The organism is Pseudonocardia sp. (assembly GCF_025965585.1).
Classification (GTDB): Bacteria; Actinomycetota; Actinomycetes; order Mycobacteriales; family Pseudonocardiaceae; genus Pseudonocardia.
The window spans coordinates 1-11,000 of the sequence record NZ_JAOPWR010000096.1 but is presented as its reverse complement, the minus strand read 5'-3'; the positions used below and the strand labels follow the sequence as shown (position 1 = coordinate 11,000).

The following is an 11,000-nucleotide window of genomic DNA, read 5'->3' as shown; positions in this document are numbered from 1 at the left end:
GGGCAGGGCCACGACGATCATCCCGGCCATGACGAAGCCACCGAGCAGGTTCGCGGCGAGGCTGAGCGCCCACAAGCGCAGCAGCTCGACGACGGTGCCCTCCCGCGCCACCACCGCCGTGACCGGGACCAGGAAGTTCTCCGTGAACAGCTCGCTGCGCGCGAGCAGTAGCGCCACGAACCCGATGGGGAACACGGCGGCGGCGATCAGAGGGTTGCCCGTCTCGGCGCGGACCACCAGGTAGACGAGCACGCCGATGCCGACGTCGAGGCCTCCGACGAACGCGGTCGTCAGGAGTGACAGCAACGGCCGGCTGAGTCGGTCCCGTCCCTCCGAGACGAGCCTGTCGAAAGCGTCCTCGACCTCCGGCTCCTCCCGGGCGCCGGTCGCGGACGTGACGTCGCGCGATCCGCCCGACGGTGGTCGTCCGGACGGCTCGTCCGGCTCCTGGTCCATGGTGTCGATCATGCGCTCCGCCTCGTGATCATCACCAGCCGTGTACCCATCCGGCCGTCCCCCGAAGCCGACTGCGTATGGGTCGGCCGGCGAACCGTGCGACGAGTGATCAGTCGTGTTTGGACAAGCAGCTTCCGGGTACCCGTCGCGGGTCGCAGCCCGCCGGGGACCGGGCTGCGGCAATCCGCCCGTCATCGAGGCCTGCCGCGCTGCGGTGGGACCGACGACCGACCGACCAGGAGAACTCGTTGTCGAACGACGCGATCGTGCTGCTCAAGGACGACCACAAGGAGATCCAGAAACTGTTCCGCGACTTCGAGGCCACCGGGGACCGCGCGATCAAGACCAGGGCGAAGATCGTCGACAAGATCATCGAGCTGCTGACGGTGCACACCTACATCGAGAACGAGGGCATGTACCCGGCCGTCCGCGAGCTGCTGCCCGACCTCGAGCAGGACGTCCTGGAGTCCTACGAGGAGCACCACGTCGCCGACGTGCTGTGCATGGAACTTGCCGCGATGAGCCCCGACGACGAACGGTTCCACGCCAAGACCACCGTGCTGATCGAGAACGTCACCCATCACGTCGAGGAGGAGGAGAAGGACTGGTTCCCGAAGGTACGGCAGGGGCTGCGCCGCACCCAGCTCCAGGAGCTCGGCGCACAACTGCTCGAGCTGAAGGAGAAGGCACCGCACAGTCCCGCACAGCCGGGTGCACTCAAGAAGGTCGTCGACGCCGTCCTGGACTGACTGTGTCGGCTGACCCGAGCGACGCGGTTCGTATCGAGAACACATCGTCGGTGGACACTGCCGGCTTGACCACATCTCTACTGCTCGCTACAGTTTGCCGCAGTCGGAAGAAGAGATCTGACGCCACAGGGACGGCGATCGGTCGCGGACCCCGGAGGTGATCGTCTGGAGAGCCACCGAGCATCGAGATCATCCACCCCGTTGTCATCGTGATCAGGGGCCCGGCCACCCATGGCCGGGCCCCTTCTCTCGTCCTGCCCAGACGTGGCGTGCACTAGGGGGTTCGAGTATCTGGTGGGAGTCGAACGGCTCGACGACGAGGACTACCCCGCCGTCACCATGGGACAAGCTGCGGAACTACTGGACGTCCAGCCCGCTTTCCTACGCAGTCTCGACGCCGCCGGCGTGCTCAAGCCACACCGCTCCGGAGGTGGACACCGCCGTTACTCCCGGCGCCAGCTCGAGCTCGCGACCCGCCTGCGGACGCTCTTCGACGAAGGACTGACCCTCGCCGCCGCTGCCCGGATCGTCGGGTTGCAGGACGAACTCGACCTCGCCCACAACCGCATCGAGGCCCTCGAGAACCGCCCCGAGGACCCGACCGGGACCGCAGAGGGCCCCGCCGGTCCTTGACAGGGACGAGCAAGCAAGGCCACAGACTGCAGGACTCCCGCGCAGCCTGATCAATTCATGGTGGCCGACCACCCCGCTCTGTCCCGTGCTCCCTCAAAGCTTCACTCGTGGCTAGAGATTTTTTAGTACGTGCGCTAGCGTCGACATCCTGGGATTGAAGCAGGATGTGTCAGTGCGCTGCGCGGAGGTGTCGGGGATGCGAGACATCGAAGGAAGCCTTACCGGACATGCCGGTCCGCCCGTACCAGGAAGCCGAGCTCGACGACTCCTCAACGGCGAGCAGGGCGACAGGGCATGGACACGGTCGCGCCCCGTCGCATGCTCGACGAGCCAGACCTGAGACATCGTCCACAGCTCATCACGTGAGGCCACCCAATGTCCTCGGACGACACACGATCGCTCATGGCCGACGAGATCGACTACTCGACTCTCCTCAGCCGACCTGCGCCCGGCGTGGCCGTCGTGACCGTGGTCGGCGAAGTCGACATCCAGTCGACCCCGCAGCTGCGGAACGCACTGAAGGCCGCGGTGGACGGAGCACCCCGGTTCCTCATCATCGACCTGTCAGCTGTGACCTTCTTCAGCTCCGCAGGTGTCATGGAGCTGGTCGCTGTCGCCGCTCGCGCCGAGCGCGATGACGTCGAGCTGAGCCTGGTCGGGATAGACACCAATCGGACCGTCGCGCGGGTTCTGAGCGTCTGTGACGTGCTGACACTGTTCAAGGTCCACCGCAGCGCCTCCGTCGCTCTCGGGAAGATCGACGCCGACATCGACGCCACAGGCGACGTCGCCGTCGAGCCGGAAACCGGGGCTTACAGCCACCTCGCCCCGATCTTGGCCCAGTTCGCGGCACTTTCGGTCGAGGATCCGCAGCGCCGGGTGCTGCGCGACAGACTGGCGACCGCGTTCCTCCCGGTGGTGCGGCACATCGCGCTTCGCTACCAGGGCCGCGGTGAACCCACCGCCGACCTTGAACAGGCCGGGGCGGTCGGGCTACTGGGCGCGCTGGAGAGGTTCGATCCCGGCTACGGCAAGGACTTCCTGAGCTTCGCGGTGCCCACCATCACCGGGTCGATCCGACGCCACTTCCGGGATCGCACCTGGTCGATGCGCGTCCCGCGACGGCTCAAGGACCTGCAGGGCACCATCCGCGACGCGACGGAAGTGTTGTCGGAGACCCTCGGGCGCGCCCCGCGGCCCAGCGAGATCGCCGCACACCTGCAGACCAGTGTGGACGAGGTGATCGACGCGCTCAACGCCGCCCACGCCCACACCCCGGACTCGCTGGACGTCCTTCTTACTTCTGCCGGCAGGCCGCTGGGAGACCGCCTCGGCCAGGTCGACACCGCGCTGGACAGCGTCGACTACCGCGTCGCCCTCCGGTCCGCCCTGCAGGAACTGCCGGACCGCGAGCGAGAGATCCTGATCCTGAGGTTCTTCGACGACATGACCCAGACACAGATCGCCACCGCGGTCGGGATCTCCCAGATGCACGTCTCACGCCTGCTCAGCCGCAGCCTCGCCACCCTGCACGAACGCATCGCGGTGAACGACGGACACCTCGGCGCACCAGAGACCGCCTGAGTGGCTGCTCCACGTCCGATGCCGATACGGCGCCCCGCCCCGCGTTCACGGGCCGCGATGACGTGATCGGCGATGATCACGTGCGCGGCGATGTCCTCGATCCCGGGCCGTCCGCCCAAGGGCTCGAATGCATCCGACGAACCCGTGCTCGACGAGCCTCCGTCCACGTCGACCGCGCAGCCCCGGAACCCGGTCCCGGTTCGGATGCGTCGTCCGTCCAGGCTGTCTCGGCAGCGTCCCGGCGCCAGATGAACCCATGCCCGAGCCCCCCGACGAAGAGGACTCTTGGGGTTGATGTTCCGATTGCCGGGTATCCCCAGCCGTGAACCTTGACGCTGATACCCGTGTTGTTGTGCCCGAGTGGATCACCGCTGTCGATCGCGAGCCCGGCCTGACCGCTTTCATGATCGGCCCAGCCGCAGGCCGTGCCGGCGACACCGCAGAGGCCGCACGCGACCATGCCGAGATCGTCACCCACCTGGCCGACGGCTGGGCCGGCGACCACGAGCGCGCCGTGCCGGCCGACGACCAGTCGGCGCGGGCCTGACGCAGTGACCGATCTCGCGCCACGCCCGAACCATCCTCGCCCGACCCCGCCGCCCCACCCGTCGACCCGACGATCAACCATGGCGGCCTTCTTCTGCCCGCCCGGTGTGTATCGCCCGCAGACCGACACCGCCGTCCTCACCGCAGTCCTCCAGCGCGGTGGGTACGCACGCGGTCGGGACGTGCTGGACGTCGGGACCGGCTCCGGGGCACTCGCGCTGGCGGCATCGCAGGCCGGCGCCGCATCGGTGACCGCAGTCGATCTCTCACGACGATCGGTCGCGGCGGCCTGGCTCAACAGCCGGTTGCACGGCGTCCGGGTGTCGGTGCGTCGCGGTGACCTGTTCGAGCCGGTCGCCGACCGCCGGTTCGGCCTCATCGTCGCCAACCCGCCCTACGTGCCCGCCGAGACCGATGCTCTCCCCCGGCACCGCATCGCCCGCTGCTGGGACGGCGGTATCGACGGCCGGGCTGTGCTCGACCGGATCTGCGACGGCGCCGCCGCACGGCTCACCGACGACGGAGTGCTGCTGATGGTGCACTCGGCACTGTGCGGCGCCGACGCCACCATCGCGCGACTGGCCGCCGCGGGGATGGCGGCGACGGTGCTGCACAGAGCCCGCATCCCGTTCGGCCCGGTGATGCGCGCCCGCGCCGCGACGTTGCAGCTGCGCGGCCTGCTGGCGGCAGGGGAGACGCTGGAGGAACTGGTCGTCGTGGAGGCCCGTCGTGCCCGCTGACGGCCATTCCACATCAGACAGACGCGCTCCGGAGCCGCCACTACCCATCGCGAGAGGGCCGCTGTCCGCCGCCGTCCTCGACATCCTCCGCGGAGCGTGTCCGCCCGGACTGCCCGAACCGGACGAGGCCGACCCGTACGGTGAGGACCTCCAGCTGGCCCTGTACTGCTCCTATGAACTGCACTACCGCGGGTTCGCGGGCGTCGGCGACGAGCTCGAGTGGGATCCTGTGCTGCTCGGTCTCCGGTCCGGCCTCGAGCGGGTCTTCCTCAGCGCGTTGCGGGCCGATGTCGAGCCCGGCACGGATGTCTGGGCAGAGGTCGATGCCCTGCTGGTCGAACCCGCCGGTGCTGATGCGACCGGAGTATCGCATCACCTGCGACGCGACGGACAGATGTGGCAGCTGCGTGAGTACGTCGCCCACCGGTCGCTCTACCACCTCAAGGAGGCCGATCCGCAGGCCTGGGTGATCCCCCGGCTGACGGGCCCGGCCAAGGCTGCACTGGTGACCGTGGAGCACGACGAGTACGGCGGAGGCGATCCCGAGCGCATGCACTCCCGGTTGTTCGCCGACATGATGCGCGAGCTCGGCCTGTCCGACGACTACGGTCACTACCTCGACGCCGCACCCGCTGCGACGCTCGCCGAGGTCAACCTGATGTCACTGTGCGGGCTGCACCGCCGGCTGCGCGGAGCACTGGTCGGACAGTTCGCCGCGGTCGAGCTGACCTCCTCCCCCGGATCGGACCGGCTGGTACGGGCCATGCGCAGGCTGGGCTGCACTGCCACGGCGATCCGGTTCTACGACGAGCACGTCGAGGCCGACGCCGTCCACGAACAGATCATCCGTCGCGGCGTCCTGCAACCGATGCTCGCTACCGAGCCCGATCTCGCCGGCAGCGTCGTGTTCGGCATCCGCTCGTTCACGTTGCTGGGCGAGCGGCTGTCCGAACTCCTGCTGAACCGGTGGTCACACGGGCGATCCAGCCTCCGCACGCCCCTCCCCGACAGCAACCGGACCGACCGGTGATCGAAGACAGGACCCGACGGCCTGACCGAGTTCCCCGGGACCGGGTCCGGCTCCCGCGACGACGACCTGCCCACGTTCCTCGCCCCAGCTCGGCCACCGCACCCCCACCGCTGACACCCGACACGCCTTCACCGGCCGCCGGGACGCTCGATGTTTGGTAACCGGGCCTACGGGGAATTCCGCGCCTTACGACCCGATGCGCGGGTTGCCGGACAAGGGTCTCCATCATGGGCTTGATCATTGGCTTGTTAATCTTGTGGGTCGTGGTGGCGGTGGTGGGATTCGCCATCAAGGCGCTGTTCTGGCTCGCGATAGTCGGCATCGTTCTGTTCATCGCCACAGGCGTATTCGGGGCCATGCGGCGCCGAAGCGCTACTCGCTAGCCCTGGATCCGGGGCGAGTCCCGGCCCGTCGCCCACGACCGGGTGTCGTCGCTACGGCACCGGGCGTGGGGGAAAGCACGGGCCGCCGCGGCAGAGGAGCTCGCAGAGGCCGCCGAGACCCTCGCCACCCGCCGCGCCGACATCTGAACCGAAGACCGATCCCGTCCGCACTGCATGTCCGCCCCGGGTGCGGCATCCTTCGAGCCGTGAGCGCAGACCGACCATCGCGCGCGCCGTCCAGCTCCCATGTGGTGCTGCGCGCAGGATTGGCCCTCAGTGACCTCGAACTCTCACAGCTCTGGGCCGCTTATCTGGGGATCGGCGGCTCACTGACCGCCACCGAGTTGACCGAAGCACTCTACGGCCAGCGGGCGCTGTCCGAGCACGAGCACGACGTCGTCGCCCAAGCGCTCAACGACTACTTCGTATCCCGCGGGCAGGATCACCCCGTGGCCTACTCCGACGATCTCAACGACCTTGAGACGCTGAGCCCGGACCCACCGACCTGACGGCGCAGCCAGCCGGCCCTCGAGCGAACCAGCGCCAACAGGTCAGAATGCGGATACCGCCTACGCGGAGCCGTCGGTTCCGGCGGGGCGATGCCGGCTCCACGGTGGAACCGGAACGGCTCCGGCTACCGAGAGAATTGCTCACCTCGGCCGGGTCTCGGGACCGGGAGAGCCTTGTCGGTGGCGAGGTCCCGGAGTAGAACCATCCTCCACGGCACTACCGGCGGACAGAAGCCGAACGACCGGCCGCCCGCGGGTGGTGTCCCGCGGGCACCGGGACGGCGACTGTGAGAGGCGGCCATGGCTGAGGACTATGTGACACCTCCGCGATGGGTGGGCCGGGATGCGGTGTTCGTGCGGCATCGGATGAGCAGCCCGAAGGTGGCGGAGTCGGCCTATATCGCACCGACCGCAGTGCTGTGCGGGGACGTGACAGTCGGCCCGCACAGCAGGGTGCTGTTCGGAGCCGTGATCACCGCCGAGGGCGGCCCGGTGGAGATCGGGTCGCACTGCGTGATCATGGAGAACGCCGTCATCCGCGGAGTACCGCGGCACCCCACCCGGCTCGGAGATCATGTGTTGGTCGGGCCGCACGCCTCGCTGACCGGGTGCGTGATCGAGGGTGACACGCGGATCGCGACCGGGGCCGTGGTCTTCAACGGGGCTCGGGTCGGGGTCGGCGCGGACGTCGAGTTCCACGCGGTCGTGCACGTCAACACGGTCCTGGCGGCGGGGACGGTGGTGCCGATGGGCTGGTTCGCCGGAGGCGACCCCGCCCAGCTCGTGGCCCCCGGGGATTGGGAACGCATCCGGGACCTGATGGCGCCGCTGGACTATGCGGGCACAGTGTTCGGGGTCGGTGGCACCGACCCCGTGATGCCCGACATCGCGCGCCGTTACTCCCGTTCACTGGCCCTGCACAACCGCGACCGAGTTCTCCCGCCTGGCCAGCACGACCCCCTTCCAACCGGACCTGCCGAGCCGCAGGCCGGAGAGGACACCAACGTCCGACCGGACCGTCACGCAACGACCCGCTCGACGAAGATCGCCGCGGATGACAGGTTCCTGTAAAGGGCAACCGGCGTGTGAATGAAGGATCACCTGCCGCGCACTCGGGATGCGGGCGTGGTGCCGGTGCCCTTGTGGCGGGGCGGACTGCGGAGTAGACGACGCGGCATGGGTAATTGGCGCAGACCACGGTGAAGTGGATCGTTGGTCACGCCGGTTCGCCGGCGTCGTCAGGAGGCCGGTCGGTGGAGCGACGGTGTGCGGTGACGAATCGGCTGGGGTCACTGGCGGCACGGGCGCCGTCGCTCAGCCACCTGCGGAATCCGACGGGGTCGCGCCGTTCGAGTTCGTCGAGATAGCCGGCGCGGAAGCTCACGACCTGAGCGCGGCCGGCGAGATCCCGGGCACGGCCCAGTGCGAGGTAGCTGCGCCGCCACTGCTGGCACAGCTCCGGGATGGAGAGCCCGTCAGCGACCGGTCGGAGCGTCACCTGGAGCCCGACCGGGTCCGGGTCGCTCGTCCCGGCGTCGCCCGGCGCGGTGGCCGGAGCGCGACCGTCGCGCGGCGGGCGCAGATGCGGGTGGCGGTGCCACCACACCATCACTGCGGCGCCGGCGACGATCAGCAGGAGGATCTGGGGCGCGACCGGCCCCGTGACCCAGACCAGACCCTGCACGAGCAGACCGGCCACGACGGTCGCAGCTCCGGCGAGGAGACCTGCACGAACCGAGGGCCACGCCGGGCGACGAGCGCCGACGCCGGGAGGAGTCCGGATCGCGACGGAGAGCCCGACCGCCCCGGCGACGGTGAGCGTCACGACTGCGCCGACGGTTGAGAGCGTGAGCGCCCCGACACCGCCGATCAGGACGGCCGGTACGACACCCAGGATTGCAAGACGACTCATCTGAAGCTCCACTGGCGAGTGGGCGGACGCGGGTCGTGACGAGGTCATGCGGCGGGTCGAGAACGCCATGACGCTCCATCTCGCCGGTGGCGCCGCCGCCGGACCCATCGAAGGTCCCCGCATCGCGGCCGGTGCGGGACCGGGGTCTCTACGGGATGGGCGTCGCCGAACGCCGGCAGCGGTCGGCGCACCCACCTGTAGAGAGATAGGGAGCGGGTTACACGGGCGTCCAGGCCGTCGTCCGGGTGGTGGAGCGTCAGGCGGTAGGGGGTGGGGCGTAGACCTCGATGGTGCCGCCGACCTCGCGGACCATCAGGTGCGGCAATGGACGCGGCGGCACCGGCAGGGCGTAGGTCACCAGTTCCCCGGTCACCGCGAACGATGTGGCGTGGCACGGACACCGCAGCCGGTGGGCGGGCGCGTCGAGCCGCAACCGACAGCCCTGATGGGTGCACGTCCCCGACACCGCGCTCAACTGCCCGCCGCTGCGCTGCACGAACCCGGCGACGCCCCCGACCTCGAACGGCCGCACCGCCCCCTCGGGCACTTCGGTGCTGGCCGCCACGGCGCTCCACGCCCCGGTCGTGGGCGTGAGTGTCGCGTCCGCTTGCGCGGCGTTCCCCGAAGCGGCGGGAGCACCGGCGACCAAGGTGTGGTCGACCACCCCGCCGATCGCCGCGGCCGCTGCCGCCACGGACCCGAACTGGATGACGCGGCGACGCGTCTGCCGGATGGGCGTCGCCCGCTGATCGGACTGGTCGGCGGAGAACTCGGCGGCGAGGCGCCGGTGCAGACCGGTGACGAACTCCTCGCTGGGTGCGCCGCTGCCGGTGCGGGCGGCCCGCAAGTTGATCGCGGTGCGCATCTGGGCGGCGTCCTCGTCGTCGGGGTGGAACGGCTTGGGCCGTCCGCCCCGCAGCAGGCCCTCGACGTACCGGGCGACGTCCTGCGCGCTCATGACTCCTCTTCCTCGCTGAGCTCGGCGGCCCGGCGCAACGCCCGATGCTGCAGGACCTTCGCGTTGGCCACGCTGATCCCCAACGCGGCCGCGGCATCCTTGACCGAACAGGAGTCCAGGAACCGCAACGTGAGCACGCGCCGATACCGCTCGGGCAGCCCGCGGAGGACCGCCTCGGCCCGCTGCGGGGCATCGGACACCGCCACCTCGCCGCGTGCCGGTTCCGCGTGGTCCTCGTCGATCGTGGTGATCTCCCGTCCCATCGTGGCCCGCCAGTGCCGGGCCAGCACGGTCCGGGCGGTGGCCAGCAGATAGGCGCGCACCTCGCCGACGCTGGCCGAGACCCGCAGCGGGCGCAACGCGGCCAGGAACACCTCCGCGGTCAGATCCTCGGCATCGGCCCGGTTGCCGACCTTGGCGAACATCATCCTGTAGATGCGGTCGACGTTGTCCCGGTACACCGCCTGCCAGTCGGGGTACATGTCATCGGACACGACCCGCAGCTCTGGCGCTTCGGGCGCCTCGCGCGAGCCGGCATCCGGCGGCGTCCCGCTCCGCTCGGCCGGCCGGCGCCGCGGCCGGCCGCCACGCTCCGCCATCGTCCACCCACTCCCCGGGCCGACCCTCCGGGCCACCCACTGCGACGCCCGACCGTGCTGATGGGCTCATACAGGAGATAGCGGAGCCGGTTACAGACTCTCCTCCACGCCCGATGTCACGCCGTCTCGGTGAAGCCGGGTTCGCCATCGTCGCACCACCTCGCGCATCCGCATCGTGGCGCCGAGCTGGCACAGCGTGCTCATCGAACCGAGCGTCACGCGGTGGGCCAGTATGTACTGCTCGGGGAGCTCGAGGCCCCGGCCGGTTCGGAATCCCGCCTGCCCGTGCCAGGGTCCGCTCTCCGGCTCAGCGGGCCACGGTCCCGCCCGCCTCCCCCAGGTCCTCGGGGGATGGCGCTGTTGAGATGTCGCGTATGTCGGTCACCCCGTTCAGTAGCCGGCGTTGTGGTGCGCGGTGACCTGGTGGCCGGTGGGGTCCAGGACGAACCAGCTGCCGCCGAAGTTGGTGAGGCCTTCCCCGGCGGTCGTGCCGGGACCGGTGTCATCGATGAAGTGGTACAACGGGTGTCCGTCGTAGGTCAGCTGGGTCGAGCCGCCGGCGCGCGGGCTGGAGCCCAGCAGCGCCTTGTCCACGCCCGGCCCGGCGATCAATGGGCTGGTGGTGCTCACCGGTGGCCACACTGAAGCGCAGGCGCCGGCACAGGTCGAGCGGGAGCCGATATCGGAGTCGAACAGGTACACCGTCCGGCCCGTCCCATCGGTCAGGATCGCCCCGAGGCCGCTCTGGGCGGTCGCCAGCGACACCGGGGCAGTCTGGTTCGCTCGTGCGCTGGGAGCGCCGGCCGGTGGTGCGGCGGCGCCGCCGTACCCGCCCGAGGCGCCCGTGCCGACGCTGCAGGCGGTGGCGAGCGTGGCCACGAGCGCGCCGGCGGCGAGCAGC

14 protein-coding genes are annotated in these 11,000 nt (G+C 69.9%); 9 read left to right on the top strand and 5 right to left on the bottom strand.

The genetic code is table 11. The annotated features are described in order from the left end of the window. On the bottom strand, nt 1-468 hold a 468-nt coding region (locus JWR81_RS06180; RefSeq protein ID WP_297647878.1), incomplete at its 3' end, for a formate/nitrite transporter family protein. A gap of 236 nt (nt 469-704) precedes the next feature. Here JWR81_RS06180 and JWR81_RS06175 point away from each other — a divergent pair. The 9 genes from JWR81_RS06175 (at nt 705) to JWR81_RS06130 (ending at nt 7,701) form a co-directional block, all read left to right on the top strand. Next, nucleotides 705-1,205 (top strand): hemerythrin domain-containing protein, encoded by a 501-nt coding sequence (locus tag JWR81_RS06175; RefSeq protein WP_297647876.1) that lies wholly within the window; start codon nt 705-707, stop codon nt 1,203-1,205. Nucleotides 1,206-1,499: 294 nt separating this feature from the next. After that, nucleotides 1,500-1,838 (top strand): MerR family transcriptional regulator, encoded by a 339-nt coding sequence (locus JWR81_RS06170; RefSeq protein ID WP_297647873.1) that lies wholly within the window; start codon nt 1,500-1,502, stop codon nt 1,836-1,838. A gap of 402 nt (nt 1,839-2,240) precedes the next feature. Next, a complete protein-coding gene (locus tag JWR81_RS06160) occupies nt 2,241-3,422 on the top strand; it encodes a SigB/SigF/SigG family RNA polymerase sigma factor (protein WP_367278741.1) in 1,182 nt (393 codons plus the stop codon). 352 nt (nt 3,423-3,774) lie between these two features. After that, nucleotides 3,775-3,969: a hypothetical protein gene (locus JWR81_RS06155; RefSeq protein WP_297647870.1), complete on the top strand. Its 195-nt coding sequence runs from the start codon at nt 3,775-3,777 to the stop codon at nt 3,967-3,969. Between the two features lie 79 nt (nt 3,970-4,048). Further along, nucleotides 4,049-4,708 (top strand): HemK2/MTQ2 family protein methyltransferase, encoded by a 660-nt coding sequence (locus JWR81_RS06150; protein ID WP_297647867.1) that lies wholly within the window; start codon nt 4,049-4,051, stop codon nt 4,706-4,708. Next, a complete protein-coding gene (locus tag JWR81_RS06145; protein WP_297647864.1) occupies nt 4,698-5,738 on the top strand; it encodes an iron-containing redox enzyme family protein in 1,041 nt (346 codons plus the stop codon). The genes JWR81_RS06150 and JWR81_RS06145 overlap by 11 nt, the downstream gene beginning before the upstream one ends. A gap of 227 nt (nt 5,739-5,965) precedes the next feature. Continuing rightward, nucleotides 5,966-6,121: a hypothetical protein gene (locus tag JWR81_RS06140; RefSeq protein ID WP_297647861.1), complete on the top strand. Its 156-nt coding sequence runs from the start codon at nt 5,966-5,968 to the stop codon at nt 6,119-6,121. A 206-nt stretch (nt 6,122-6,327) separates the two neighbouring features. Further along, nucleotides 6,328-6,630 (top strand): hypothetical protein, encoded by a 303-nt coding sequence (locus JWR81_RS06135; RefSeq protein WP_297647858.1) that lies wholly within the window; start codon nt 6,328-6,330, stop codon nt 6,628-6,630. A 366-nt stretch (nt 6,631-6,996) separates the two neighbouring features. Next, the gene (locus JWR81_RS06130) at nt 6,997-7,701 is read left to right on the top strand and encodes a gamma carbonic anhydrase family protein (RefSeq protein WP_297647855.1); all 705 of its coding nucleotides are present in this window, start codon (nt 6,997-6,999) and stop codon (nt 7,699-7,701) included. A gap of 145 nt (nt 7,702-7,846) precedes the next feature. Here JWR81_RS06130 and JWR81_RS06125 read toward each other — a convergent pair whose 3' ends face one another. The 4 genes from JWR81_RS06125 to JWR81_RS06110 form a co-directional block, all read right to left on the bottom strand. Further along, the gene (locus tag JWR81_RS06125; RefSeq protein WP_297647852.1) at nt 7,847-8,542 is read right to left on the bottom strand and encodes a hypothetical protein; all 696 of its coding nucleotides are present in this window, start codon (nt 8,540-8,542) and stop codon (nt 7,847-7,849) included. A gap of 256 nt (nt 8,543-8,798) precedes the next feature. Continuing rightward, nucleotides 8,799-9,500, bottom strand: coding sequence for a Rieske (2Fe-2S) protein (locus JWR81_RS06120; protein ID WP_297647849.1), 702 nt, complete (start codon nt 9,498-9,500; stop codon nt 8,799-8,801). Beyond that, nucleotides 9,497-9,994, bottom strand: a complete 498-nt coding sequence (locus JWR81_RS06115; RefSeq protein ID WP_297647846.1) for an RNA polymerase sigma factor — start codon at nt 9,992-9,994, stop codon at nt 9,497-9,499. Before JWR81_RS06115 ends, JWR81_RS06120 begins: the two co-directional genes overlap by 4 nt. 495 nt (nt 9,995-10,489) lie before the next feature. Next, the coding region (locus JWR81_RS06110) for a hypothetical protein (RefSeq protein ID WP_297647843.1) at nt 10,490-11,000 on the bottom strand (511 nt) is incomplete at its 5' end.

Coding starts and splice junctions, on each gene's coding strand:
- JWR81_RS06130 (WP_297647855.1), top strand. CDS start 6,997: ATGAGCAGCCCGAAGGTGGCGGAGTCGGCCTATATCGCACCGACCGCA.
- JWR81_RS06140 (WP_297647861.1), top strand. CDS start 5,966: ATGGGCTTGATCATTGGCTTGTTAATCTTGTGGGTCGTGGTGGCGGTG.
- JWR81_RS06160 (WP_367278741.1), top strand. CDS start 2,241: ATGGCCGACGAGATCGACTACTCGACTCTCCTCAGCCGACCTGCGCCC.
- JWR81_RS06125 (WP_297647852.1), bottom strand. CDS start 8,542: ATGAGTCGTCTTGCAATCCTGGGTGTCGTACCGGCCGTCCTGATCGGC.
- JWR81_RS06150 (WP_297647867.1), top strand. CDS start 4,049: ATGGCGGCCTTCTTCTGCCCGCCCGGTGTGTATCGCCCGCAGACCGAC.
- JWR81_RS06120 (WP_297647849.1), bottom strand. CDS start 9,500: ATGAGCGCGCAGGACGTCGCCCGGTACGTCGAGGGCCTGCTGCGGGGC.